The 25,973-nt window shown below is 61.3% G+C and carries 27 protein-coding genes; all 27 read left to right on the forward strand.

Annotated features, from left to right (window positions below; translation table 11 throughout):
* Nucleotides 1-9: 9 nt before the first annotated feature.
* The 27 genes from fliH (at nucleotide 10) to WIN67_RS08625 (ending at nucleotide 25,899) form a co-directional block, all read left to right on the forward strand.
* Nucleotides 10-846 (forward strand): flagellar assembly protein FliH, encoded by an 837-nt coding sequence (fliH, locus tag WIN67_RS08495; protein WP_102864023.1) that lies wholly within the window; start codon nucleotides 10-12, stop codon nucleotides 844-846.
* A complete protein-coding gene (fliI, locus tag WIN67_RS08500) occupies nucleotides 836-2,194 on the forward strand; it encodes a flagellar protein export ATPase FliI (protein ID WP_102878860.1) in 1,359 nt (452 codons plus the stop codon). The genes fliH and fliI overlap by 11 nt, the downstream gene beginning before the upstream one ends.
* Nucleotides 2,195-2,200: 6 nt before the next feature.
* Nucleotides 2,201-2,650 carry a flagellar export protein FliJ gene (fliJ, locus tag WIN67_RS08505; RefSeq protein ID WP_102864021.1) on the forward strand — a complete coding sequence of 150 codons (450 nt, stop codon included), beginning with the start codon at nucleotides 2,201-2,203 and terminating at the stop codon, nucleotides 2,648-2,650.
* An 87-nt stretch (nucleotides 2,651-2,737) separates the two neighbouring features.
* Nucleotides 2,738-3,043 (forward strand): STAS domain-containing protein, encoded by a 306-nt coding sequence (locus WIN67_RS08510; protein WP_011059979.1) that lies wholly within the window; start codon nucleotides 2,738-2,740, stop codon nucleotides 3,041-3,043.
* A gap of 5 nt (nucleotides 3,044-3,048) precedes the next feature.
* On the forward strand, nucleotides 3,049-4,755 hold the full coding sequence (locus tag WIN67_RS08515; protein WP_110595159.1) for an ATP-binding SpoIIE family protein phosphatase: 1,707 nt from the start codon (nucleotides 3,049-3,051) through the stop codon (nucleotides 4,753-4,755).
* A 30-nt stretch (nucleotides 4,756-4,785) separates the two neighbouring features.
* The gene (locus tag WIN67_RS08520; protein ID WP_102864019.1) at nucleotides 4,786-5,130 is read left to right on the forward strand and encodes an Hpt domain-containing protein; all 345 of its coding nucleotides are present in this window, start codon (nucleotides 4,786-4,788) and stop codon (nucleotides 5,128-5,130) included.
* Nucleotides 5,131-5,228: 98 nt separating this feature from the next.
* Nucleotides 5,229-6,632 (forward strand): flagellar hook-length control protein FliK, encoded by a 1,404-nt coding sequence (locus WIN67_RS08525; RefSeq protein ID WP_300245033.1) that lies wholly within the window; start codon nucleotides 5,229-5,231, stop codon nucleotides 6,630-6,632.
* Nucleotides 6,633-6,787: 155 nt separating this feature from the next.
* Nucleotides 6,788-7,288, forward strand: coding sequence for a flagellar basal body-associated protein FliL (gene fliL / locus WIN67_RS08530; protein WP_102864017.1), 501 nt, complete (start codon nucleotides 6,788-6,790; stop codon nucleotides 7,286-7,288).
* 9 nt (nucleotides 7,289-7,297) lie between these two features.
* The gene (fliM, locus tag WIN67_RS08535; RefSeq protein ID WP_011059984.1) at nucleotides 7,298-8,266 is read left to right on the forward strand and encodes a flagellar motor switch protein FliM; all 969 of its coding nucleotides are present in this window, start codon (nucleotides 7,298-7,300) and stop codon (nucleotides 8,264-8,266) included.
* A 55-nt stretch (nucleotides 8,267-8,321) separates the two neighbouring features.
* On the forward strand, nucleotides 8,322-8,783 hold the full coding sequence (gene fliN / locus WIN67_RS08540; protein WP_102864016.1) for a flagellar motor switch protein FliN: 462 nt from the start codon (nucleotides 8,322-8,324) through the stop codon (nucleotides 8,781-8,783).
* The gene (fliO, locus tag WIN67_RS08545; protein WP_102878864.1) at nucleotides 8,784-9,224 is read left to right on the forward strand and encodes a flagellar biosynthetic protein FliO; all 441 of its coding nucleotides are present in this window, start codon (nucleotides 8,784-8,786) and stop codon (nucleotides 9,222-9,224) included.
* The gene (fliP, locus tag WIN67_RS08550; RefSeq protein WP_102864014.1) at nucleotides 9,224-9,973 is read left to right on the forward strand and encodes a flagellar type III secretion system pore protein FliP; all 750 of its coding nucleotides are present in this window, start codon (nucleotides 9,224-9,226) and stop codon (nucleotides 9,971-9,973) included. Before fliO ends, fliP begins: the two co-directional genes overlap by 1 nt.
* A 24-nt stretch (nucleotides 9,974-9,997) precedes the next feature.
* Nucleotides 9,998-10,267: a flagellar biosynthesis protein FliQ gene (fliQ, locus tag WIN67_RS08555; RefSeq protein WP_102864013.1), complete on the forward strand. Its 270-nt coding sequence runs from the start codon at nucleotides 9,998-10,000 to the stop codon at nucleotides 10,265-10,267.
* Between the two features lie 4 nt (nucleotides 10,268-10,271).
* Complete coding sequence (fliR, locus tag WIN67_RS08560; RefSeq protein WP_102878865.1) at nucleotides 10,272-11,054, forward strand: flagellar biosynthetic protein FliR; 783 nt, start codon at nucleotides 10,272-10,274, stop codon at nucleotides 11,052-11,054.
* 3 nt (nucleotides 11,055-11,057) lie between these two features.
* Nucleotides 11,058-12,233, forward strand: coding sequence for a flagellar biosynthesis protein FlhB (gene flhB / locus WIN67_RS08565; RefSeq protein ID WP_110595161.1), 1,176 nt, complete (start codon nucleotides 11,058-11,060; stop codon nucleotides 12,231-12,233).
* Nucleotides 12,234-12,515: 282 nt separating this feature from the next.
* The gene (flhA, locus tag WIN67_RS08570) at nucleotides 12,516-14,645 is read left to right on the forward strand and encodes a flagellar biosynthesis protein FlhA (RefSeq protein ID WP_102864010.1); all 2,130 of its coding nucleotides are present in this window, start codon (nucleotides 12,516-12,518) and stop codon (nucleotides 14,643-14,645) included.
* Nucleotides 14,646-14,656: 11 nt separating this feature from the next.
* On the forward strand, nucleotides 14,657-15,979 hold the full coding sequence (flhF, locus tag WIN67_RS08575; protein ID WP_102864009.1) for a flagellar biosynthesis protein FlhF: 1,323 nt from the start codon (nucleotides 14,657-14,659) through the stop codon (nucleotides 15,977-15,979).
* 118 nt (nucleotides 15,980-16,097) lie between these two features.
* The gene (fleN, locus tag WIN67_RS08580; RefSeq protein ID WP_016963180.1) at nucleotides 16,098-16,928 is read left to right on the forward strand and encodes a flagellar synthesis regulator FleN; all 831 of its coding nucleotides are present in this window, start codon (nucleotides 16,098-16,100) and stop codon (nucleotides 16,926-16,928) included.
* Complete coding sequence (fliA, locus tag WIN67_RS08585; RefSeq protein ID WP_011060003.1) at nucleotides 16,925-17,665, forward strand: RNA polymerase sigma factor FliA; 741 nt, start codon at nucleotides 16,925-16,927, stop codon at nucleotides 17,663-17,665. Before fleN ends, fliA begins: the two co-directional genes overlap by 4 nt.
* A gap of 165 nt (nucleotides 17,666-17,830) precedes the next feature.
* Nucleotides 17,831-18,202: a chemotaxis response regulator CheY gene (locus WIN67_RS08590; protein ID WP_003183998.1), complete on the forward strand. Its 372-nt coding sequence runs from the start codon at nucleotides 17,831-17,833 to the stop codon at nucleotides 18,200-18,202.
* 30 nt (nucleotides 18,203-18,232) lie between these two features.
* On the forward strand, nucleotides 18,233-19,021 hold the full coding sequence (locus tag WIN67_RS08595) for a protein phosphatase CheZ (RefSeq protein WP_102864008.1): 789 nt from the start codon (nucleotides 18,233-18,235) through the stop codon (nucleotides 19,019-19,021).
* Nucleotides 19,022-19,033: 12 nt separating this feature from the next.
* The gene (locus WIN67_RS08600; protein WP_110595162.1) at nucleotides 19,034-21,301 is read left to right on the forward strand and encodes a chemotaxis protein CheA; all 2,268 of its coding nucleotides are present in this window, start codon (nucleotides 19,034-19,036) and stop codon (nucleotides 21,299-21,301) included.
* Between the two features lie 47 nt (nucleotides 21,302-21,348).
* Entirely contained in the window at nucleotides 21,349-22,464 is a 1,116-nt protein-coding gene (locus tag WIN67_RS08605; protein WP_102864006.1) for a protein-glutamate methylesterase/protein-glutamine glutaminase, read from the forward strand.
* Entirely contained in the window at nucleotides 22,464-23,204 is a 741-nt protein-coding gene (locus WIN67_RS08610) for a flagellar motor protein (RefSeq protein ID WP_102864005.1), read from the forward strand. The genes WIN67_RS08605 and WIN67_RS08610 overlap by 1 nt, the downstream gene beginning before the upstream one ends.
* Nucleotides 23,204-24,091: a flagellar motor protein MotD gene (gene motD / locus WIN67_RS08615; protein ID WP_371826159.1), complete on the forward strand. Its 888-nt coding sequence runs from the start codon at nucleotides 23,204-23,206 to the stop codon at nucleotides 24,089-24,091. The genes WIN67_RS08610 and motD overlap by 1 nt, the downstream gene beginning before the upstream one ends.
* 50 nt (nucleotides 24,092-24,141) lie before the next feature.
* Nucleotides 24,142-24,930: a ParA family protein gene (locus WIN67_RS08620; RefSeq protein ID WP_102864003.1), complete on the forward strand. Its 789-nt coding sequence runs from the start codon at nucleotides 24,142-24,144 to the stop codon at nucleotides 24,928-24,930.
* A gap of 84 nt (nucleotides 24,931-25,014) precedes the next feature.
* Nucleotides 25,015-25,899, forward strand: a complete 885-nt coding sequence (locus WIN67_RS08625; RefSeq protein WP_170001269.1) for a CheW domain-containing protein — start codon at nucleotides 25,015-25,017, stop codon at nucleotides 25,897-25,899.
* Nucleotides 25,900-25,973 lie beyond the last annotated feature (74 nt).

The following is a 25,973-nucleotide window of genomic DNA, read 5'->3' on the forward strand; positions in this document are numbered from 1 at the left end:
GGTCGCTTTATGTCGTCCAGCAGTGATGAGTCCCAAAGCGAACTGATTCGTGCCCGGGACGTCGAGGGTTTTGACGTCTGGGCACTGCCCAGTTTCGATCCCGAGCCGCCCGAGCCTGAGCCGGAGCCTGAAGAGGTGCCGGAAGAAATCGAGGAAGTGCCGCTGGAAGAAGTCCAGCCACTGACCCTGGAAGAGCTCGAGAGCATTCGCCAGGAAGCCTATAACGAAGGTTTCGCCACCGGCGAGAAGGAAGGCTTCCACAGCACCACGCTCAAGGTTCGCCAGGAGGCTGAAGTCGCCCTGGTCGCCAAGTTGCAGGCGCTCGAACAGTTGATGGTCAATTTGTTCGAGCCCATCGCCGAGCAAGATACGCAGATCGAACAAACCCTGGTGGATCTGGTCAAGCACGTCACCCGGCAGGTGATCCAGCGTGAGCTGGTGATGGATTCCAGTCAGATCGAACACGTCATGCGCGAGGCCCTCAAGCTATTGCCGCTGGGGGTTGGCAATGTACGTCTTTATGTCAATCCGCAGGACTTCGAGCAGGTCAAGAGCCTGCGCGAGCGGCACGAGGAAAGCTGGCGCATCGTCGAGGACGAGGCGCTGCTGCCCGGTGGTTGCCGGGTCGAGACCGAGCACAGCCGCATCGATGCCAGCATCGAAACCCGGATCACCCAGGCCTTGGATCAACTGTCCGATCAGTTGCATGAGCAGTCGCTGCACCCGGCGGCTGCTGACCTGAGCCTGGACCTCGGCCCAAGGACTCCGTCGGCGCCGGATGTCGACGCCGCAGAGTCCAGCGTTCCAGAGCAGGCCGAGCCTGCGGAACACCCCGATGCGCCTTGAACGCACCAGTTTCGGCAAGCGCCTGGAAGGTTACGCCGAGGCCGTCAAGCTACCAGGTCAGCCGATTCTTGAAGGCCGCCTGCTGCGCATGGTCGGCCTTACTCTTGAAGCCGAGGGCCTGCGTGCCGCCATGGGCACCCGCTGCCTGGTGATCAACGATGACAGTTATCACCCGGTTCAGGTCGAGGCGGAAGTCATGGGCTTTTCCGGGAGCAAGGTGTTCCTGATGCCGGTCGGTAGCGTGGCCGGGATTGCTCCTGGTGCTCGGGTTGTCCCTCTGGCTGATACCGGGCGCTTGCCCATGGGCATGGGCATGCTCGGGCGTGTGCTGGATGGCGCCGGACGCGCTCTGGATGGCAAGGGCGGCATGCGTGCCGAGGACTGGGTGCCGATGGACGGTCCTACCATCAACCCCCTCAAGCGTGACCCCATCAGCCAGCCGCTGGATGTGGGCATTCGCAGTATCAACGGTTTATTGACGGTAGGTCGCGGCCAGCGCCTCGGTCTGTTCGCTGGTACCGGCGTGGGCAAGAGTGTGCTGCTGGGCATGATGACTCGCTTCACCGAGGCCGACATCATCGTGGTCGGGCTGATCGGCGAGCGGGGCCGTGAGGTCAAGGAGTTCATCGAGCACATTCTCGGTGAAGAAGGTCTCAAGCGTTCAGTGGTGGTGGCTTCGCCAGCGGACGATGCGCCGTTGATGCGTTTGCGGGCGGCGATGTACTGCACGCGGATCGCCGAGTATTTTCGCGACAAGGGCAAGAACGTCCTGTTGCTGATGGATTCCCTGACCCGTTTCGCCCAGGCCCAGCGGGAAATCGCTCTGGCCATTGGCGAGCCGCCGGCCACCAAGGGTTACCCGCCTTCGGTGTTCGCCAAGCTGCCCAAGCTGGTGGAGCGGGCCGGTAATGCCGAGGCCGGTGGTGGCTCAATTACCGCGTTCTATACCGTGCTGTCCGAGGGTGACGATCAGCAGGACCCGATCGCCGACTCGGCTCGGGGCGTGCTCGACGGGCATATTGTGCTGTCCCGGCGCCTGGCCGAAGAAGGGCATTATCCCGCCATCGATATCGAGGCCTCCATCAGCCGGGTCATGCCGGCGGTGATCAGCCCCGACAACATGGCTCGGGCGCAATACTTCAAGCAGTTGTGGTCGCGTTATCAACAGGCTCGGGACTTGATCAGCGTTGGCGCTTACGTCGCCGGTGGCGATCGCGATACCGACACCGCAATCTCCCTGCAGCCGGCGATGGTTGCCTACCTGCGCCAGGGCCTTAACGACAACGTCAGCCTGGGTCATAGCCAGACCCACCTGGAAATGCTTTTCGCTCCAGCGACGGGGGGCTAACCGGCCATGGCCGACAGCCGTGCAGCGCGTCTGGCGCCGGTGGTGGACATGGCGGAAAACGCCGAGCGTACCGCTGCCCAGCGTCTGGAGTACTTTCACGGCCAGGTGCGTGTGGCCCAGAGCAAGCTCGGGGACCTGGAGCGTTTTCGTGGCGACTACCAGGAACAGTGGGTCGAGCGCGGCAAGCTCGGCGTCAGTGGTCACTGGTTGATGAACTACCAGTATTTTCTCAGTCAGCTGGATACCGCCGTGGCCCAGCAGCGGCAAAGCCTTGCCTGGCATCAGAACAACCTCGATCGCGCGCGCGAGGCCTGGCAGCAGGCTTATGCCCGGGTGGAAGGGCTGCGCAAGCTGGTGCAGCGTTACATTGATGAGGCTCGAGCGCTTGAGGACAAGCGCGAACAGAAGCTGCTGGATGAACTTTCCCAGCGTCTGCCCCGTCAGAACCCTTATTGAGAGCGCTCATTTTTCGTCTGCAGGTTGTTCGCCGGGTCAGTGGGTGCTAAACCTTTTAAACGTCGTCAATGACAAGGAAGCAGTCACATGTCGGTCGTTACAGAAATATCCCCGGACGGACAAAAACTCACGATTTCCATCAGGGGGCGCTTCGATTTTGGACGCCACCAGGAGTTTCGTGAATCCTATGAGCGCCTGAACCGGACGCCAGAGTCCATCGTGGTGGACCTCAAGGAAGCCACCTACCTCGACAGCTCGGCCCTGGGCATGCTGTTGCTGTTGCGTGATCACGCCGGTGGCGACAATGCCGATGTCCGGGTGATCAACAGCAACTCGGATGTGCGCAAGATCCTTGCCATCTCCAATTTCGACAAGCTTTTCGACATCAGTTGAGCGGTATGCGCTCGATGACCGAGCCCCTGTGTGTGCTGATCGCCGAAGATGGCGCGGCGGACCGCTTGCTGCTGTCTGGCATTATCCGGCGCCAGGGGCATCAGGTGCTGGCGGCCAGTAATGGGGCCGAGGCCCTTGCGTTGTTCGAGCAGCGGCGTCCGCACATAGTGCTGATGGACGCGATGATGCCGGTGATGGACGGCTTTGAGGCCGCGCGACGGATCAAGACCCTGGCGGGCGAGACCCTGGTGCCGATCATCTTCCTCACCTCCCTGAGCGAAGGGGAGGCGCTGGCTCGCTGTCTGGAGGCAGGTGGCGACGACTTTCTGGCCAAGCCCTATAACCCGGTGATTCTGGGGGCCAAGATCAACGCCATGGACCGTTTGCGGCGCCTGCAGGAAACCGTGCTGGCGCAGCGGGACCAGATCACTCGTCACCACGATTACTTGCTCAACGAGCAGCGGGTGGCCAAGGCGGTGTTCGACAAGGTCGCCCATTCCGGTTGCCTGGATGCGCCGAACATCCGCTACCTGCAGTCGCCTTACGCGCTGTTCAATGGCGATTTGCTGCTGGCGGCCTACACCCCGGCGGGTGACATGCATGTGCTGTTGGGGGACTTCACTGGTCATGGCTTGCCAGCGGCGGTTGGGGCCATGCCCCTGGCCGAGGTGTTTTATGGCATGACCGCCAAGGGTTACGGACTGCCGGAAACCCTGCGGGAGATGAATGCCAAGCTCAAGCGCATCCTGCCGGTGGATATGTTCTGTTGTGCGACCCTGCTGTGCCTGAGTAACCAGCGACGGTCAGTGGAGGTGTGGAATGGCGGCATGCCCGAGGGGTATCTGTATCGTCATGCCGGCAGTGCGCGTACGCCCCTGGTGGCGCGACATCTGCCCCTCGGGGTGCTGAGTGCCGAGGCTTTCGAAGATCGCACTGAAGTGTTCCCCATGGCGCCGGGGGATCGGGTATTCCTGCTGTCCGACGGGGTGATCGACACCTGCAACACCGCCGATGAGTTGTTTGGTGTGGAGCGGTTGCACCGGGTGTTTGCCGCCAACCGCGAGCAGGAGCGACTGTTCGAGGAGATTCAGCAGGCCCTGGAGGACTTTGGTGGCAGTGCCCGGGACGATGTGAGCATGGTCGAAGTCGGCTTGCCAGAATTTCCCAGGCTGGCGCCGCCGGCCCCGGTGTACTCCGACAGCGGCCAGTCCTGTCCGCTGGATTGGTCGGTGAGCTTCGAGTTCCGCGCCGCTACCCTCAAGCGCTTCAATCCTTTGCCGTATCTGTTGCAGTTGTTGCTGGAGGTGCACGGCCTGCGCTCCCAGAGCGGGGCTCTGTACAGCGTGCTGGCCGAACTCTATTCCAATGCCTTGGAGCACGGTGTGCTCAAGCTCGACTCCCGGCTTAAACGGGATGCCGAGGGCTTCAGCCGCTATTACCGCGAGCGATCCGTGAGGCTGGCGGAGCTAGAGGATGGCTTTGTGCGGGTGCATTTGCAGGTGCAGCCCCTGGAGACGGGAGGGCGCCTGATAGTGCGTATCGAAGACAGTGGCGAGGGGTTCGATGTCGCGGCGATCCTGGCTCGGCCCAACGATACCGAGCGCTTGTCGGGGCGCGGCGTGAGCCTGATCCGACAGATGAGCCGCCAGGCGGTGTGGGCGGACGATGGGCGCAGTGTCTGCGTGGAGTTTTCCTGGGAGGCTCTGGCATAATCCTGGGGTTCTTGATCAAGGAGTGAACAAGTGGCTGAGATACATCTGGACCACACGGTGCTCAACGCATTGCAGGAAGTCATGGAGGATGAATACCCCGTCCTGCTGGACACTTTCGTCTGCGACTCCGAGGAACGAGTGCGGCTGTTGCGCAAGTCCGAGGATGCTCTGCAGCTAGTGGCGACCGCCCACAGTCTCAAGGGCAGTAGCAGCAATATGGGGGCGATCCGCCTGGCTGAGCTCTGTCATGAGCTTGAGGTGCGGGCCGGACAGTCTGCCGTTGATGGCATTCGCCAGCTGGTGGGGGAGATCGATGGCGAGTTCGCCATTGTCCGGCGCTTGTGCGAGCAGGAATTGCAGCGCTTCCACTGCTGAGAAACGACCTTTTGTCAGCAGGTTGATAAAGCTGGCTCGACCTTTGCAGTCAAGTCTCTGAACTGTACCTTTGATCCCCGTGCAGCGGAGACTGTCCCATGGCTGTTACCCCTAATTCGCTTCTTCAGGCCACAGCTCAGGCCAACGCTAAGTCCAAGACTCAAGCGGCCCCTGCCAGCCCTCTGGCAAGCGTTGCCGAGCCTGGGGACAAGGCGTCCAGCTTCGCGCAGCTCTATGCCAAGGAGTCTCAGAGCAAGCCGCAGAACAAGTCGCCGGCCCTCGCCGACAACTCGCCCAAGCCCGTACGGGACAAGAGCGTCGACAACAGTCCGAAGAAGGATGTTGCCAGCGATCAGTCTGCCGCGCCGCAGCCGGCGGTTGCCGATAGCGGCAAAACCTTGCCTGCCGATAAGCCGGTGAGCAGCGACAGCAAGCCCGCCACTGCCGCCAGTGATGACAGCAAGCCGGCTGATACCACGCAGGCCGACGCCTCGGTGGATCCGGCGCCGGTGGACCCGAGTCTGTTGCCGGCGATCCAGCCGCAACCCCAGGTCGCTGAAGTGCCGCCGCCGGTAGTGGCTGCGCAACCTCAGGTGGAAGTGCCCGTGGCGCCGCCCGCTGGGGTGGTGGCAGCGGTAGTGCCGACGGTGGCACCTGTGGCGGAGCCGCCCAAGGAGGCCTTCGATCCTGAGGCCGATCCGCTGGATGCCTTGCCAGCGCTGCGTCTGGCCATGGAGCAAGGTGGGCATGTCTCGGCTTCCAGTCAGTCTCAGCCCAAGGCTGCACCCGCGAATGCCGATGCCGACGGTCAGTTGACGTCGGTGCAGAACTTCGCCAATGGCATGGCTGGCATGCTTGAGCAGCACACCAGCAAGAACAGCACCGAGCAGGGCGGCGAAAAGGCCTTCACTGGCCTGATTGCCGACGGCCTGAAAGACCTCAAGGGGGCTTCCAGCGATACCCGGGTGGATGATTTCGCCAATCGTCTGGCGGCCCTGACTCAGGCCGCGACGCCGAAGACCGCCAATGCGGTGCCGGTCAACCAGCCGCTGGCCATGCACCAGAGCGGTTGGACCGATGAAGTGGTCAATCGGGTGATGTACCTGTCCAGCGCCAACCTCAGGTCGGCGGACATTCAGTTGCAACCTGCGGAGCTGGGACGCCTGGATATTCGCGTACACATGATTCCTGATCAGCAGACCCAGGTGACCTTCATGAGTGCCCATGCCGGTGTCCGTGAAGCCCTGGAAGGGCAGATGCACCGTATGCGAGACATGTTCAGCCAGCAGGGGTTGGGGCAGGTGGACGTCAACGTTTCCGACCAGTCCCGCGGCTGGCAGGGTCAGGAACAGGCGCAGCAGGAGCAGAACCGCAGGAGTGGTTCCAGCACCAGTGGCACGCGCCTGGACGGTGGCGACGAAGAGTTGCCCCATGGCGTGGCTGAAGTGGCTGCCCCGGTGCAGACCGTGATTGGCACCAGCGCTGTGGACTATTACGCCTGATTGAGTGACAGAGGGGGCGTGGCCGAGAGAGCTCGCCATGCCCCTTGCTTCTCCTTCCCCGCTGCTTATCCCCCCATTTCGGACAAATCTGGCATAACACTTGCTCTTGCCTTGCCGTGCGACTGTGAACCCCCGAATAGTGACGGATTATTGGCATGGCGAAGAGCGAAGCAGCAGAAAAACCCACCGCAGGGAAAAGCAAACTCAAGCTTATCCTCTTGATTGTTCTGGCGTTGTTGCTGGCCATCGGCTTGTCGGTCGGCGCCACCTGGTACTTCATGCACAGTGCTCAGAGCAAGCCTGCGCCGGTTGCGGAAACCGCCAGCAACGTCAAGCCGGCAGCGATCTACGAGCCCATGGCCCCGGCCTTCGTCGTCAACTTCACGCAGAACGGTCGTCAGCGCTACATGCAGGTGAGCATTACCCTGCTGGCGCGCAACCAGGCCGACCTGGATGCGCTGAAAGTGCACATGCCGGTGATCCGCAACAACCTGGTGATGCTGTTCTCAGGACAGAGTTTCGACACCCTGGCGACTCCGGTTGGCCAGGAAATGCTCCGCCAGAAGGCCACTGCCAGCGTCCAGGAAGTGGCGCAGAAAGAGGTGGGCAAAGTGGTGGTCGAGCAGTTGCTCTTTACTAACTTCGTACTGCAGTAGGAACACGACATGGCCGTGCAGGACCTGCTGTCCCAGGATGAGATCGATGCGCTGCTCCATGGCGTCGACGACGGTCTGGTACAGACCGAACACGCTGCCGAGCCCGGCAGTGTCAAAAGCTACGACCTGACCAGCCAGGATCGCATCGTCCGCGGACGCATGCCGACCCTGGAAATGATCAACGAGCGTTTCGCCCGCTATACCCGGATCAGCATGTTCAACATGCTGCGTCGTTCCGCCGATGTGGCGGTGGGTGGCGTGCAGGTCATGAAGTTTGGTGAGTACGTGCACTCGCTGTATGTGCCCACCAGCCTCAACCTGGTGAAGATCAAGCCGCTGCGTGGCACGGCGCTGTTCATTCTCGACGCCAAGCTGGTGTTCAAACTGGTGGACAACTTCTTCGGCGGCGACGGCCGCCACGCGAAGATCGAAGGGCGTGAATTCACGCCTACCGAGCTGCGGGTGGTGCGCATGGTGCTGGAGCAGGCCTTCGTCGATCTGAAGGAAGCCTGGCAGGCGATCATGCCGGTCAACTTCGAGTACATAAACTCGGAAGTGAACCCGGCCATGGCCAACATCGTCGGCCCCAGCGAAGCCATCGTGGTGTCGACCTTCCACATCGAACTCGATGGCGGTGGCGGCGACCTGCACGTGACCATGCCGTACTCGATGATCGAGCCAATCCGCGAAATGCTCGACGCCGGCTTCCAGTCTGACCTGGATGACCAGGACGAGCGCTGGAGCAAGGCACTGCGCGAGGACGTGCTGGATGTGGCAGTGCCGCTGAGCGCCACCGTGGCCCGTCGTCAGTTGCGCCTGCGGGACATCCTGCACATGCAGCCGGGCGATGTGATCCCGGTGGAACTGCCGGAAGACATGATCATGCGTGCCAACGGCGTACCGTCGTTCAAGGTCAAGCTGGGTTCCCACAAGGGCAACCTGGCGCTGCAAGTGATCGAGCCGATCGAGCGCCGTTGAGCGGCGCTCCAACCTGTTTGCTGTTCAATGAATTTTTGCCCGTCGAGGACCCAAGATGGCTGACGAAATTAACTCCCAGGACGACCAGGCACTGGCCGATGAATGGGCTGCTGCACTGGAAGAAACCGGTGATGCCGGCCAGGCCGATATCGACGCCTTGCTGGCCGCCGATGCAGGCGCCGCATCCGGCTCCGGGCGTTTGCAGATGGAAGAGTTCGGCAGCATGCCCAAGAGCCATGAGCCGGTCACGCTCGACGGTCCCAACCTGGACGTGATTCTCGATATCCCGGTATCGATCTCCATGGAAGTGGGCAGCACCGACATCAACATCCGCAACCTGCTGCAGCTCAACCAGGGGTCGGTGATCGAGCTTGATCGCCTGGCCGGCGAGCCGCTGGATGTGCTGGTCAACGGCACCCTGATCGCCCATGGCGAGGTGGTGGTGGTCAACGAGAAGTTCGGTATTCGCCTGACTGACGTGATCAGCCCCAGCGAACGCATCAAGAAGCTGCGCTAAGTGAACAAGCTGCTTGGCGTGGTCGTGCTCGGTTTGCCCCTGGGCGCCCTGGCTGCAGAGTCGGCGGCGACAGCTGCGGCTGCAGCCCCGGCAGTGGGCAGTGTCAGCGGGCAGTTGACCCAGCTGGTGCTGGGCCTGCTGCTGGTGATCGGGCTGATTTTCTTCCTCGCCTGGCTGCTGCGCCGGGTGCAGCAGGCCGGTCCCGCCGGGAAGGGGCAGGTGATCGAGTTGATCGGCTCCCGGGCCCTGGGGCCGCGCGATCGCCTGGTGCTGGTGCAAGTGGGCAGCGAGCAGATTCTGCTGGGCCTGACCCCGGGCACCATCACCCCGCTGCATGTACTCAAAGAACCGGTGCAGGTGCCCAGTGCCGAGCAGGCGACGCCCGAGTTTGCCCAGCGCCTGATGGAGCTGTTGGGCAAGGATCATAAGGATAAGAAGTAATGCCGTTGCGCATCATCTTGACGTTGGCACTGATGTTGGTGGCGCCGCTGGCGCTGGCGGCCGACCCGTTGTCGATCCCGGCGATTACCCTGGGCACCAATGCCGACGGTCAGCAGGAATACTCGGTCAGCCTGCAGATCCTGCTGATCATGACCGCGCTGAGTTTCATCCCGGCGTTCGTCATGCTGATGACCAGCTTCACCCGGATCATCATCGTTTTCTCGATCCTGCGTCAGGCCCTGGGTCTGCAGCAGACGCCGTCCAACCAGATCCTCACCGGCATGGCGCTGTTCCTCACCATGTTCATCATGGCTCCGGTGTTCGACCGGGTGAACCAGGATGCCTTGCAGCCTTACCTGGCGGAAAAACTCACGTCCCAGGAGGCGGTGGCCAAGGCCCAGGTGCCGATCAAGGACTTTATGCTGGCGCAGACTCGCAGCAGTGACCTGGAGTTGTTCATGCGCCTGTCCAAGCGCACCGACATTGCCAGCCCCGACCAGGCACCGCTGACCATCCTGGTGCCGGCCTTCGTCACCTCGGAGCTCAAGACGGCCTTCCAGATCGGCTTCATGATCTTTATCCCGTTCCTGATCATCGACCTGGTGGTGGCCAGTGTGCTGATGGCCATGGGCATGATGATGCTGTCACCGCTGATCATTTCCTTGCCGTTCAAGATCATGCTGTTTGTTCTGGTGGATGGCTGGGCCCTGATCATCGGCACCTTGGCGGGCAGTTTCGGCGGTGTTTAAAACCTTGTTTGCGGGTGCTCGACAATGACTCCTGAAGTCGCGGTAGACCTGTTTCGCGAAGCCCTCTGGCTGACCACTCTGATGGTGGCAGTGCTGGTGGTGCCCAGCCTGCTGGTGGGCTTGATGGTGGCCATGTTCCAGGCGGCCACCCAGATCAACGAACAGACCCTGAGCTTTCTGCCGCGCTTGCTGGTGATGCTGGTGACCCTGATTGTCGCCGGTCCCTGGCTGGTGCAAACCTTCATGGAATACATCCGTCAGTTGTACGGCAGTATTCCTCAGCTGATCGGCTGAGCCGATGTCCCTGTTGGCGCTGACCGACACTCAGATCAGTACCTGGGTGGCGAGCTTCATGTTGCCGCTGTTCCGGGTCACCTCGCTGCTGATGGTGATGCCGATATTCGGTACCACTCTGGTGCCGCGTCGCGTGCGTTTGTATTTCGCCCTGGCGATTACCGTGGTCATAGTCCCGGGCCTGCCGCCCATGCCCGAAGTGCGTGCCTTGGATCTCAGCGGCCTGCTGCTGATTGCCGAGCAGATTCTGATCGGTGCGGTGCTGGGGTTTTCCCTGCAGCTGTTCTTCCAGTCCTTTGTGATCGCCGGGCAGATCGTGGCGATCCAGATGGGCATGGGCTTCGCTTCCATGGTCGACCCTACCAACGGCGTCTCGGTGGCGGTGATCGGGCAGTTTTTCACCATGCTGGTGACCCTGCTGTTCCTGGCCATGAACGGCCATCTGGTGGTCTTTGAAGTCCTTACCGAAAGCTTCACCACCCTGCCAGTGGGCGGTGGCCTGATGGTCAACCACTACTGGGAGCTGGCGGGCAAGCTCGGTTGGGTCATGGGGGCTGCGCTGTTGCTGGTACTGCCGGCGATCACCGCGCTGCTGGTGGTCAACATCGCCTTTGGCGTGATGACCCGAGCCGCCCCGCAATTGAATATCTTCTCCATCGGCTTTCCCCTGACGCTGGTGCTCGGCATGGGCATTGTCTGGGTCAGCCTGGCTGACATTCTCAATCAGTATCAACCGCTGGCCTCCGAGGCCCTGCAGTTTTTACGCGAACTGGCAAAGGCGCGTTGAGCCATGGCAGAAAGCGAGAGCGGTCAGGACAAGACAGAAGACCCCACGGAGAAACGCAAGAAGGACTCCCGGGAAAAGGGTGAGATTGCCCGTTCCAAGGAGCTCAATACCCTGGCCGTCATGTTGGCAGGGGCGGGCGGTCTGCTGGTGTATGGCGGTGGTCTGGCCCAGGACCTGCTGGAAATCATGCGTCTGAATTTCTCCTTGCCCCGGGAGGTGCTGCTCAGCCCGGGAGCCATGGGGCAGTACCTGCTGCACTCGGGCAAGATCGCCATCCTGGCGGTGCAGCCGGTGCTGCTGACCTTGCTGCTGGCGGCCATCATCGGGCCGATTTCCCTCGGGGGCTGGTTGTTCGCGGGCAAGAGTCTGGCGCCCAAGTTCAGTCGGATGAATCCGGCTAGTGGTCTTAAGCGGATGTTTTCCACCAATGCGTTGATCGAGCTGCTCAAGGCCCTGGCCAAATTCGGCCTGGTGCTGTTCGTGGCGCTTTCGGTGCTGTCGGCGGACATTGATGATCTGCTGCGCATTGCCCACGAACCGCTTGAACTGGCGATCATCCACAGCGTCCAGGTGGTGGGCTGGAGCACGTTGTGGATGGCGTGCGGGCTGATCCTGATCGCGGCGGTGGATGTGCCGGTGCAGATTTACCAGGCCCATAAGAAGTTGTTGATGACCAAGCAGGAGGTGCGTGACGAGCACAAGGACCAGGAAGGTCGTCCTGAGGTCAAACAGCGGATTCGCCAGACCCAGCGCGAGATGTCTCAGCGGCGGATGATGGCGGCAATCCCCGAGGCTGACGTGGTGATCACCAACCCGACTCACTACGCCGTTGCCCTCAAGTATGACGCCGAGAAGGGTGGGGCTCCGGTGTTGCTGGCCAAGGGCAGTGATTTCTTGGCCCTGAAAATCCGCGAGATTGCCGTGGCCCATGAAGTGATGCTGCTGGAGTCGCCGGCTTTGGCGCGTTCCATCTATTACTCCACTGAGCTTGAAGAAGAAATCCCTGCGGGCCTGTACCTGGCGGTGGCCCAGGTCCTGGCCTACGTCTATCAGATCCGCCAGCACCGCGCGGGCAAGGGCAAGCGTCCGGACCCGCTCAAGGACTTGCCGATTCCGGCGGATCTGCGGCGTGACACTGGCGGCAAGCAATCCTCGGGCGGCCCCATCGAGCCTGTGTAGCTGCAGGCATGCAGGGCCTGGCTTGCCAACGAGTGCGTCCTGCTTTCGTCAGAAAAATGGCTAATTGCCATTATTTCGCCTTGTAACCTTGTTTCTTGCAGCTGACCCAGGGCGCTTCGCTAGCCGACAATGGTGGTCCTGCGGTCTTGTTCGCCGGTAGCCCGGTTCTTCCTGGTCAAGGATGGGATTGCGCCGCTTTGGCAAAGTTGGAAGGCTTCTTGCAGTAGCAGCCCCGAGCCGCTTCAGGCGTCAAAAGTTTGCTTTACGGAACGGGGTAAATCGGTGGATCGCTCTCAGTTAATCAACACGGCTCGCAGTAACCTGGTTGACCTCGGTCGAGGCAACCTGGGTGTACCTGTGCTGCTGTTGGTCATGCTGGCCATGATGATGCTGCCAGTGCCGGCGTTCCTGCTGGATGTGTTCTTCACCTTCAACATTGCCCTGTCGATCGTAGTCCTGCTGGTCTGTGTGTACGCCCTGCGACCACTGGATTTCGCGGTGTTCCCCACCATTCTGCTGGTAGCCACCTTGTTGCGGTTGGCACTCAACGTGGCCTCGACCCGGGTGGTGATGCTCCACGGTCAGGAAGGCCATGCCGCCGCTGGTAAGGTGATCCAGGCCTTTGGTGAGGTGGTGATCGGCGGTAACTATGTCGTGGGTATCGTGGTCTTCGCGATCCTCATGATCATCAACTTCGTGGTGGTGACCAAGGGTGCCGGGCGGATCTCCGAGGTGAGCGCGCGCTTCACCCTGGATGCCATGCCCGGCAAACAGATGGCCATCGACGCCGACCTCAACGCTGGCCTGATCGATCAGAATCAGGCCAAGCTGCGCCGTCTGGAAGTGGCTCAGGAGGCCGAGTTCTACGGCTCCATGGACGGTGCCAGCAAATTCGTTCGCGGCGACGCCATCGCCGGCCTGCTGATCCTCTTTATCAACCTGATCGGCGGCATGGCGGTCGGTATCTTCCAGCACAACATGACCTTTGCCGACGCCGGCAAGGTCTATGCCTTGCTGACCATCGGTGACGGTTTGGTGGCGCAGTTGCCATCGCTGCTGCTGTCCACCGCGGCCGCCATCATGGTGACTCGTGCTTCGGGCTCCGAAGATATGGGCAAGCAGATCAACCGGCAGATGTTCGCTTCGCCCAAGGCGCTGGCAGTGGCTGCTGGCCTGATGGCGGTGATGGGGCTGGTGCCGGGCATGCCGCACTTCTCCTTCCTCAGCCTGGCGGCAGTGGCCGGTGGTGCAGCTTATCTGCTCTGGAGAAAGCAGAACCTGGTCAAGGTCAAGGCTCAGGAAGAAGTCCAGCGTCAGCAAGACTTGCTGCCTTCTCCGGCTCGGGCCATGGAGACCAAGGAGCTGGGTTGGGACGATGTGACTCCAATCGACATGATCGGCCTGGAAGTTGGCTACCGCCTGATTCCTTTGGTGGATCGCAACCAGGGCGGGCAACTGCTGGCGCGGATCAAGGGTGTGCGCAAGAAGCTGTCCCAGGACCTGGGCTTCCTTATGCCCACTGTGCATATCCGTGACAACCTGGACCTGGCCCCCAGTGCCTATCGCCTGACCCTGATGGGGGTGATCCTGGCGGAGGCCGAGATCTATCCGGATCGCGAACTGGCGATCAACCCCGGGCAGGTCTACGGCACCCTCAACGGTATCTCGGCCCGTGACCCGGCCTTTGGCCTGGAGGCGGTGTGGATCGAAATCAGCCAGCGGCCTCAGGCGCAGTCCCTGGGCTACACCGTGGTGGACGCCAGTACCGTGGTCGCCACCCACTTGAACCAGATTCTGTACAAGCACTCCAGCGAGCTGATTGGTCACGAGGAGGTGCAGCAGTTGCTGCAAGTGCTGGCCAAGAGTTCGCCGAAACTGGCCGAGGAGTTGGTGCCGGGTGTGCTGTCGTTGTCGCAGTTGCTCAAGGTGTTGCAGGCGCTGCTGGCCGAACAGGTGCCGGTACGGGACATCCGCAGCATTGCCGAGGCGATCGCCAACAATGCCGCCAAGAGTCAAGATACTGCCGCTTTGGTTGCCGCGGTTCGGGTCGGCTTGTCTCGCGCCATCGTCCAAAGCATTGTAGGTACTGAGTCTGAGCTGCCTGTGATTACCTTGGAGCCAAGGTTGGAACAAATTTTGCTCAGCAGTTTGCAGAAGGCAGGACAAGGCCAGGAAGAAGGCGTTCTGCTGGAGCCAAGCATGGCTGAAAAGCTGCAACGTTCGCTGATCGAAGCGGCGCAGCGTCAAGAGATGCAAGGTCAACCGGTGATTCTGTTGGTAGCGGGTCCGGTCCGCGCCATGCTCTCGCGGTTCGGGCGTCTCGCCGTTCCCGGGTTGCATGTGCTGGCGTACCAGGAAATTCCCGACAACAAGCAAGTGACCATCGTTGCGACAGTAGGGCCCAACGGCTGAGGTAGTGGGTTATGCAAGTTAAGCGTTTTTTCGCCGCCGATATGCGTCAGGCCATGAAACTGGTTCGTGATGAGTTGGGCGCTGAAGCCGCCATTATCGGCAACCGGCGGATTGCCGGGGGCGTCGAGTTGACGGCTGCCCTGGATTACAAGTTGTCAGCCTTGTCGCCGCGGGTTCCGAACATGGAACTTGAAGACGAGTTGCGCAAGACCCAGTCGCGTATCGTCACTGCCCAGGCCGAACTGAGCCTGCGGGGCGAGGGCGACAGTGCCTCGATCACCAATCGCCAGTTGTTCGCCGGTCTGCCGTTGACTGCCGCCGAGCCGCTGATCGAGCCGACCCTGACCGAGCGTCCGCGTCCGGCCCCGGCTCCTGTTGCTCCGGCGCCCGATAACCGGGCCTTGGACTCCATGCGTTTCGAACTCAACGGTCTGCGTGAGCTGCTGGAAGTGCAGTTGGGCTCCCTGGCCTGGAGCCAGTTGCAGGGCAGTCGCCCGGAGCAGGCCAACCTCTGGCGTCGCCTGCAGCGCATCGGCCTGTCCGGCCCGCTGGCGCGCGACCTGCTGGCACTGATCAGCGAAATCGACGAGCCCCGCCAGGCCTGGCGCATGTTGCTGGCGCACCTGGCGCGGATGATCCAGACCCCGGAAGTCGAGCCGCTCGAAGAGGGGGGCGTGATTGCCATGGTCGGTCCTGCCGGCATGGGCAAGACCACCACCCTGGCCAAGCTGGCAGCGCGCTATGTACTCAAGTACGGCGCACAGAACATTGCTCTGGTGAGCATGGACAGCTTCCGTATTGGCGCCCAGGAGCAGCTCAAGACCCTGGGGCGCATCCTTAATGTGTCGGTGACCCATGTCGATCCTGGTCAGTCCCTGGCTCAAGCCCTGGACCCGCTGCTGCGCAAGCGCGTGGTGTTGATCGACACCGCCGGCCTGCAAGCCAGCGACCCGGCGTTGCGCATGCAACTGGAAAGCCTGGCCGGTCGTGGGATTCGGGCGAAGAATTACCTGGTGCTGGCCACCACCAGCCAGAAGCAGGTGCTGACGGCTGCCTACCACAGCTACAAGCGCTGCGGTCTGGCCGGTTGCATCCTCACGAAACTGGATGAAACAGCTAGTCTTGGCGAGGTCTTGAGCCTGGCCATCAGTCACGAATTGCCAGTGGCCTATCTCACCGATGGCCCACGGATTCCCGACGATTTGCATCTGCCTCGCCGTCACCAGTTGGTGAGTCGTGCTGTCAGTGTGCAGATGCAGGAAGAACCCAGCGAAGAAGCCATGGCCGACATGTTCGCTGACCTCTATCACAGCCCGACCAAGCGGGTCGGCTGAGGTAGACATGAATAGATTGCAGTGTATCTACATCGATGGTCTGCCATGCATTGTTCCAATGGTGAACGCGCAGCCAGTTATGTGGCCCCGTCTAAGTAAGACAAGGTAAAGAAAGAACATGGGCAGCATGCATCCCGTACAGGTGATTGCGGTGACCGGCGGCAAAGGTGGCGTCGGCAAGACTAATGTGTCAGTGAACTTGTCCCTGGCTCTGGCTGAGCTCGGTCGGCGGGTCTTGCTGCTGGACGCCGATCTGGGACTGGCCAACGTCGATGTCCTACTGGGTCTGACCCCCAAACGCACCCTGGCGGATGTCATCGAAGGGCGCTGTGAGCTGCGCGACGTGCTGCTCCAGGGGCCTGGCGGCATTCGCATCGTTCCGGCCGCCTCGGGCACCCAAAGCATGGTGCACCTGAGTCCTGCCCAGCATGCGGGCCTGATCCAGGCCTTCAGCGACATCGGCGACAATCTCGATGTGCTGGTGATTGACACCGCTGCGGGCATTGGTGACTCGGTAGTCAGTTTCGTCCGCGCTGCCCAGGAAGTGTTGCTGGTGGTCTGCGACGAACCGACCTCCATCACCGACGCCTACGCGCTGATCAAGTTGCTCAACCGCGACTACGGCATGAACCGTTTCCGGGTCTTGGCCAACATGGCCCAGAGTCCTCAGGAAGGGCGCAACCTGTTTGCAAAATTGACCAAGGTCACGGATCGTTTCCTGGACGTGGCCTTACAATACGTCGGCGCAGTTCCCTACGACGAAAGCGTACGCAAGGCCGTGCAAAAGCAGCGTGCGGTCTATGAAGCCTTTCCTCGTTCGAAGTGTGCATTGGCGTTCAAGGCCATCGCGCAAAAAGTCGATACCTGGCCGTTGCCGGCGAACCCACGCGGGCATCTGGAGTTTTTTGTCGAGCGCCTAGTGCATCAAACAGCGGGACCGGTGCTATGACTGCCAGCGGCTACAACCTCTACAAGAAGTCGGCACGTGACAGCCAATACGAATTGATCGAGCGCTATGCGCCCCTGGTCAAGCGTATTGCCTATCACCTGCTGGCGCGGTTGCCGGCCAGTGTTCAGGTGGAAGACCTGATTCAGGCCGGAATGATCGGTTTGCTCGAAGTGTCGACCAAGTACGACGCGAGCAAGGGGGCGAGTTTCGAAACCTACGCGGGTATCCGTATCCGCGGGGCGATGCTCGACGAGGTTCGCAAAGGCGATTGGGCACCGCGTTCGGTGCACCGTAATACGCGCATGGTCAGTGATGCCATTCGCGCAATTGAAGCTAAAACCGGTCGCGACGCTAAAGATCACGAAGTTGCGGCCGAACTTCAATTGAGTCTCGACGATTATTACGGGATTTTGAACGACACCTTGGGCAGCCGCCTGTTCAGTTTCGACGATCTGTTGCAGGACGGCGAACATGAAGGGCTGCATGAGGATGGCGCCAGTGCTCATCTCGAGCCGTCACGGGACCTGGAGGATGAACGCTTCCAGGCTGCGTTGGCGGATGCGATTGCCAATTTGCCGGAGCGCGAGCGACTGGTGTTGGCGCTGTACTACGACGAAGAGCTGAACCTCAAGGAAATCGGTGAGGTCCTGGGGGTCAGCGAGTCGCGGGTCAGCCAGTTACACAGCCAGTGCGCAGCCCGCTTGCGGGGGCGTTTGGGGGAGTGGCGAGCGCGCTGACAGGCAGTGTGGGGACACTGCGATCAGGACCGGTGAAGCAAGCGCTGCACCGGTCTTGCAGTATGTGCTCCATGCAGTCGTTGTGTGTTATGCCGAATTGATTGAATGGCGCGTTCAGGTGCTGGATGCGTTTAAGACTGCTTGGAGGTCGAATTGGACAAGAACATGAAAATCCTCATCGTTGATGACTTTTCAACGATGCGGCGGATCATAAAAAACCTGTTGCGTGATCTGGGTTTCACCAACACGGTCGAGGCCGACGATGGCACTACCGCCATTCCGGTACTCAACAGCGGGAGCATCGACTTTCTGGTAACGGACTGGAACATGCCGGGCATGACCGGTATCGACCTGCTGCGCCACGTGCGTGCCGATGAAAAACTCAAGCACCTGCCGGTATTGATGGTGACTGCTGAAGCCAAGCGCGAGCAGATCATCGAAGCGGCCCAGGCCGGCGTAAACGGCTATGTCGTCAAACCATTCACGGCTCAGGCGTTGAAAGAGAAGATCGAAAAGATCTTCGAACGCATCGGTTGATGTACGTAGCCATTCCGCCACGGGGGAGCTATGGAGCATAACGAATCTTCACTGGGCGACTTTGAGTCGACCCTGAAAAAACATGCGCTGGAACTGGTCGAAAGCCTTGAAAAGGGCAGGTTTGGCGAAGCGGTGCAATTGATCCATGAGCTCAATCAGACCCGTGACCGCGGCCTGTATCAGGAAGTGGGCAAGCTCACCCGCGAGCTGCATAGCGCGATCGTCAATTTCCAGATTGACCCGCACATGCCGCAAGCCGAGGAAGTTTCACAGATCACGGATGCCACTGAGCGCCTGTCCTATGTGGTCCGGCTCACGGAAGCCGCCGCCAACCGCACCATGGATCTGGTAGAGATCAGCACTCCGTTGGTCAATGGCCTGAGCACTGAAGCCCAGGCCTTGAGCGCAGACTGGGGGCGCTTTATGCGGCGCGAGGTCGGCGCTGAAGAGTTTCGCGAACTGGCACGCCGGGTCGACAGTTTCCTGACGCGTAGCGAGCAGGAAACCCGCACCGTCTCGGGCCACCTCAACGACATTCTGCTGGCGCAGGATTACCAGGACCTGACCGGTCAGGTGATCAAGCGTGTGACCCAGTTGGTCACGGAAGTCGAAAGCAATCTGCTCAAACTCGTCTTGATGGCCAGTCAGGTCGATCGTTTCGCTGGCATCGAACATGACCGTGAATCGATCCTCGCTGAAAAAGATCCGCAAAAACATCTCGCCAAGGGTGAAGGTCCGCAGATTCATGCCGATAAACGGGAAGACGTTATGTCCGGTCAGGACGATGTAGACGATTTGCTTTCCAGCCTTGGATTCTAGGAGCACCCATTAATGAGCTTCGGCGCCGATGAAGAGATCCTTCAGGATTTCCTGGTTGAGGCCGGCGAGATTCTAGAGCAACTGTCCGAACAACTGGTCGAGCTGGAAAGCCGGCCAGATGATGCGGACTTGCTCAATGCAATTTTTCGCGGTTTTCACACTGTTAAAGGGGGCGCCGGCTTCCTCCAGCTCAATGAGCTGGTGGAGTGCTGTCACATCGCCGAGAACGTCTTCGACATCCTGCGCAAGGGTGAGCGGCGGGTCGACTCGGAACTGATGGACGTGGTGCTTGAGGCTCTGGACGCGGTGAACGGCATGTTTGGCCAGGTCCGTGAGCGCACCGAAATTACTGCCGCGACACCTGAGCTGCTGGCCGCCTTGGCGCGCCTGGCTGAGCCTGCCGGTGCCGAACCTGCAGCGCCGGTGGTTGAAGAAGTGGCCGAAGCCGTTGTCGAGCCTGAAGCGCAGGCTCCGTCAGGGGACATCACCGATAACGAATTCGAACTCTTGCTCGACTCGCTGAATGCCGCCAAGGCCGACGCCGAAGCCGCACCTGCTGCCGCACCGGTGGCCGAGGGCGAGCCCGCCAGCGACGAGATCACCGATGCTGAGTTTGAGTCCCTGCTGGACCAACTGCATGGCAAGGGGCAGTTCGCACCCGATGCCGTAGCCACCGCAGCGCCTCCTGCTGCCGCTGGTGCTGCCGCGGCGGGCGACGAAATCACCGATGACGAATTCGAAGCCCTGCTGGACCAGTTGCATGGCAAGGGCAACTTTGCCGTGGACGCACTGGAGTCAGCAGTGGCCGCGGTGCCTGCCGCGCCGGCGCCAAGCGCCGCCGCAGCCGGCAGCGACCTGATCACCGATCACGAATTCGAATCCCTGCTCGATGAGCTGCACGGCAAGGGCAAGTTCTCTGAAGCTCCGGGTGCGGCCAAACCGGCAGCGGCTGTTGCCGCGGCACCGGCTGCTGCAACCAGCACAGCCGTCGCCAAGCCCGTGGCGAAGAAGCCCGAAGCCAAGGCCGAGGCGCCAAAACCGGCAGCGGCTGCAGCACCGGCACCGGCTCGTGCCGCAGCTGCGCCACCAGCGGAAAAGCCTGCCAGCGAAGCAGAAACCACGGTGCGGGTCGATACCGCGCGCCTGGACGAAATCATGAACATGGTGGGCGAGCTGGTTCTGGTGCGTAACCGTCTGGTGCGCCTGGGGCTCAACAGCGGCGACGAAGCCATGTCCAAGGCCGTGTCGAACCTGGACGTGGTGACGGCCGACCTGCAGACCGCGGTGATGAAGACCCGCATGCAGCCGATCAAGAAGGTGTTCGGGCGCTTCCCGCGTCTGGTTCGCGACTTGGCCCGACAGCTCAAGAAAGAGATCAACCTGGAGCTGGTGGGGGAAGAAACCGACCTCGACAAGAACCTGGTCGAGGCCCTGGCCGATCCGCTGGTGCACTTGGTGCGCAACGCGGTAGACCATGGCATCGAGTCGCCTGAAGAGCGCGAAGCCTCGGGCAAGGCCCGCGGCGGCAAAGTGGTGCTGGCGGCGGAGCAGGAAGGTGACCACATCCTCCTGTCGATTTCCGACGACGGCAAGGGCATGGACCCCAACGTTCTGCGAGCCATTGCCGTCAAGCGCGGCGTGATGGACAAGGACGCGGCCGACCGCCTGAGCGACACCGAGTGCTACAACCTGATCTTCGCCCCGGGCTTCTCCACCAAGACCGAGATCTCCGACGTCTCCGGCCGTGGTGTGGGCATGGACGTGGTGAAGACCAAGATTTCCCAGCTCAATGGTTCGATCAACATCTACTCGACCAAGGGCCAGGGCTCGAAGATCGTCATCAAGGTGCCGTTGACCCTGGCGATCATGCCGACCCTGATGGTGATGCTGGGCAACCAGGCGTTCGCTTTCCCTCTGGTCAACGTCAACGAGATTTTCCACCTCGATCTGTCCCGCACCAATGTGGTGGATGGCCAGGAAGTGGTGATCGTGCGTGACAAGGCATTGCCCCTGTTCTACCTCAAGCGCTGGCTGGTCAGTTCCGCCGCTCATGAAGAGCAGCGTGAAGGCCACGTAGTGATCCTTTCGGTGGGCACCCAGCGGATCGGTTTTGTCGTCGATCAACTGGTCGGCCAGGAAGAAGTGGTCATCAAGCCCTTGGGCAAAATGCTTCAGGGAACCCCGGGCATGTCCGGCGCCACCATTACCGGTGACGGCCGCATCGCTCTGATTCTCGATGTTCCGAGCATGCTCAAGCGTTACGCCGCACGGCGTATTTGATTCGGCGGGGAGGGGCGGTTGGCCTCGCCCCACCTAACGGAGTGTTTATGGCAGTCAAAGTCCTGGTGGTGGACGATTCGGGTTTTTTCCGCCGCCGCGTCTCGGAAATTCTTTCAGCGGATTCGAATATCCAGGTCGTCGGTACGGCGACCAATGGTAAAGAGGCGATCGATCAGGCCCTGGCCCTCAAGCCGGACGTGATCACCATGGACTACGAGATGCCGATGATGGATGGCATCACCGCAGTGCGGCATATCATGCAGCGCTGCCCGACGCCGGTCCTGATGTTCTCTTCCCTGACCCACGAAGGCGCTCGAGTGACCCTCGATGCGCTGGATGCCGGGGCTGTGGATTTCCTGCCGAAGAATTTCGAAGACATCTCGCGCAATCCGGAGAAGGTCAAGCAACTGCTGTGCGAGAAAGTCCACAGCATTTCGCGCAGTAATCGCCGTTTCAGCAGCTACAGCGCCCCGGCGCCGCAACCGGCTGCACCGGCTCCGGCGCCGTCGAGTTTTGGCGGCAGTCGTCCGGCGCCTGCGCCTGCTCCAGTCCGTGCTCCTGCACCGGCTGCCGGCCCGGCATCGCCAGCGCCCAAGCGCAAGGCCTACAAGCTGGTGGCGATCGGTACTTCCACCGGTGGCCCGGTGGCGCTGCAGCGGGTCCTGACCCAACTGCCGGCCAACTTCCCGGCACCTATCGTGCTGATTCAGCATATGCCCGCGGCCTTCACCAAGGCCTTTGCCGAGCGTTTGGACAAGCTGTGCCGGATCAGCGTCAAGGAAGCGGAGGATGGCGACATCCTGCGTCCAGGCCTGGCGCTGCTGGCGCCGGGCGGCAAGCAGATGATGATCGACGGTCGTGGCGCGGTGAAGATTCTTCCTGGCGACGAGCGCCTGAACTACAAGCCGTGCGTGGACATCACCTTCGGCTCTGCAGCCAAATCCTACAGCGACAAAGTTCTGGCGGTGGTGCTGACCGGTATGGGCGCTGACGGTCGTGAAGGCGCGCGTCTGCTCAAGCAGGGCGGCAGCGCGGTCTGGGCCCAGGATGAAGCCAGCTGCGTGATCTACGGCATGCCCATGGCCATCGTCAAAGCCAATCTGGCGGACGCGGTGTACAGCCTGGACGACATCGGCCGGCATCTGGTCGAGGCCTGTCTCTGATGGATGTGCTCAGCCTTATCGGGATCATCATGGCGTTTGTCGCCATCATTGGCGGCAACTACCTGGAAGGGGGGCACCTGTCGGCCCTGGCCAATGGCCCGGCGGCACTGATCGTGCTCGGCGGGACCATCGGCGCGGCCTTGCTGCAGTCGCCTTTGAGTGCCTTCAAGCGAGCCATGCAGATCCTGGTGTGGATTCTGTTTCCGCCTCGGGTGGACCTGCCCGGGGGCATCGATCGGGTGGTCAACTGGAGCCTGACCGCACGCAAGGAGGGCCTGCTGGGCCTGGAAGGCGTGGCGGACGCCGAGCCTGACACCTATTCGCGCAAAGGCTTGCAGCTGTTGGTCGATGGTGCCGAACCGGAAGCCATCCGCAGCATCCTTGAGGTGGACTTCTACACTCAGGAGAGCCGCGATATTGAGGCTGCCAAGGTCTTCGAAAGCATGGGCGGCTATGCGCCGACCATCGGCATCATCGGTGCGGTGATGGGCCTGATCCACGTGATGGGCAACCTGGCTGATCCATCGCAGTTGGGCAGTGGTATCGCCGTGGCCTTCGTCGCCACCATCTACGGTGTGGCTAGCGCCAACCTGGTGCTGTTGCCGATCGCGGCCAAGCTCAAGGCCATTGCCTTGCGCCAGTCCCGTTACCGGGAAATGTTGCTCGAAGGCATTCTGTCGATTGCCGAAGGCGAAAACCCTCGCTCCATCGAGTTGAAGCTGCAAGGCTTCATGGACTGATTATGGCTCGTCGTCGCCAGCAAGAAGAACACGTCAACCACGAACGCTGGTTGGTTTCCTACGCCGACTTCATCACCTTGCTGTTCGCGTTTTTCGTGGTCATGTACTCCATCTCCTCGATCAACGAGGGCAAGTACAAGGTGATTTCCGAAGCCTTGATCGGGGTCTTCACCGACTCCGATCGCAGTCTCAAGCCGATTCCCATCGGTGACGAGCGGCCCAAGACCGTGACCCCGGCCAAGCCGCTGGTCAAGGACAGCGAACAGACCGACGCCGGCATCTCCGGTGGCAGTGATCCGCTGAAAAGCATCGCCGATGACATCAGCGCCGCTTTTGGCGACCTGATCAGCTCCAACCAGATGACTGTGCGTGGCAATGAGTTGTGGGTGGAGATCGAACTCAACTCCAGCCTGTTGTTCGGCAGCGGCGATGCCATGCCCAGCGATCAGGCGTTCACCATCATCGACAAGGTGGCGAAGATCCTCAAACCCTTCGACAACCCGATTCATGTCGAAGGCTTCACCGACAACCTGCCGATCCAGACCGCGCAGTACCCGACCAACTGGGAGTTGTCTTCGGCCCGCTCGGCGAGCATCGTGCGGATGCTGGCGATGCAGGGGGTGAACCCCGCGCGAATGGCTTCGGTGGGGTATGGCGAATTCCAGCCGGTGGCCAACAATGCCACCGCCGAAGGCCGGGCGCGCAATCGCCGGGTGGTGCTGGTGGTGTCGCGCAACCTGGATGTGCGTCGCAGCCTGACCGGTACCGGAACCGCCAACGCGACACCGGATGCGGCACTCAAGCGTGCTGGCACACAAACTGCACCAACCCCAGTGAAAACGCCGGTACAGGGAAGCGCCGTCAATTCTCCGTCACCCGCTTTATAACTTAGCGCTATGTCTCGCCCCGCTGTGGCCGGGCGGGAGGAACAAACCGAATGAGAGTCTGGGCAGTTGCCAATCAAAAGGGTGGTGTCGGTAAAACCACCAGTTCCATCGCTTTAGCCGGTTTGCTGGCCGAGGCGGGCAAGCGCGTGGTCGTGGTCGATCTCGACCCCCACGGTTCCATGACCAGCTACTTCGGCTATGACCCGGACAGCCTGGAGCACAGCAGCTACGACCTGTTCCTGCACAAGGGCAATGTGCCCCAGGACCTGCCGGGCCAGTTGTTGCTGGGTACCAGCCATGAGCGCATTTCATTGTTGCCGTCGAGCACCGCCCTGGCCACCCTTGAGCGTCAGTCACCGGGGCAGAGTGGTTTGGGCCTGGTGATCGCCAAGAGCCTGGCACAGCTGTGGCAGGACTTCGATTACGCGGTGATCGACAGCCCGCCGCTGCTCGGTGTGTTGATGGTCAACGCCCTGGCGGCCAGCCAGCAGCTGGTGATCCCGGTGCAGACCGAGCACTTGGCGGTCAAGGGGCTGGAGCGCATGGTCAACACCCTGGCGATGGTCAATCGCTCGCGCAAGCAGCCGCTGCCGTTCACCATTGTGCCGACCCTGTTCGACCGCCGGACCCAGGCTTCCCTGGGCACTCTGCGCATTCTGCGGGACAAGTTTCCCGACGAAATCTGGCAGGGCTATATCCCGGTGGATACCCGCTTGCGGGATGCCAGCCGGGCAGGGGTCACCCCATCTCAGTTCGATGGCAAGAGCCGCGGTGTACTGGCCTACAAGGCCTTGCTCAAGCATCTGCTGGCCCAACAACTCGTGGCGCAGGTGGCTTGACGTGAAGCGCTATTCAAGTCACTCGACCGCTCGGCCGATAACCCCTACAGATCACTGTATCGGGGTTTTTGCGTGGGCATCCTCATGAACCGTCCTCTGGATATCAAGAGCCGGCCTCAGCTGGCGCTGCAGTCGTACCTGGACGCTTTGCTGCAGGATGCTACCGAAGAGGAACAGCTACCGGAGCCTCCGGTCCAGGTTGCTCCGCCGGTCCCGCCGGTAATGTCCCCGGCTTCCAGCGAAGTGCTGGATGAGTTCCAGGCTGCAGTGTTGGAAGAGCAGGCGCGGGACGCACAGGCCCAGCACCAGGCGGCACCTGCTGTCCGGGATGCTGCACCTGCACCTGCGGTAATGGAGGCGCCGGAACCCTTGCCGAGTTCGATCTCGCCGGTGGTGCCGATGCTCCAGGCCCTGGTGCCGCCACTGGTGGAAGTTCATCTGCCGCCGAACAATACACCGCCTCCGGTTTCCGGTAGCGACCGTCCCAGCTGGGCGGCCGAACCTTTCGAGTGCCTGTTGTTCGATGTCGCCGGCCTGACCCTGGCAGTGCCGTTGGTGTGCCTGGGGTCGATCTACTCCCTGGCAGGGCAGGAACTGACACCGCTGTTCGGCCAGCCGGAATGGTTCCTCGGCATCCTGCCGAGCCAGGCCGGTAATCTGAAAGTCCTGGATACCGCTCGCTGGGTCATGCCGGATCGCTACCGTGATGATTTTCGCCAGGGCTTGCAGTATGTGATCTCGGTCCAGGGCTACGAGTGGGGGCTGGCAGTGCATCAGGTCAGTCGCTCCCTGCGCCTGGACCCCAACGAAATCAAGTGGCGCAGTCATCGTGGCCAGCGTCCGTGGCTGGCCGGCACGGTGATTGAGCATATGTGCGCCTTGCTTGACGTTGCTGAACTGGCCGAGTTGATTGCCACCGGTGGCGCCAAGCAGATGGCTATCAGTCAAGCGGCCCACAAGCCGAAGTAAACCAACAACAGGCTATGTCCGTCGGACGTGGCCACACAGAACACACGCCGTTTTCAACGGTTTTTTGAGGGGTC

Source organism: Pseudomonas idahonensis (genome assembly GCF_037903935.1).
GTDB classification, from domain to species: Bacteria; Pseudomonadota; Gammaproteobacteria; order Pseudomonadales; family Pseudomonadaceae; genus Aquipseudomonas; species Aquipseudomonas danubii.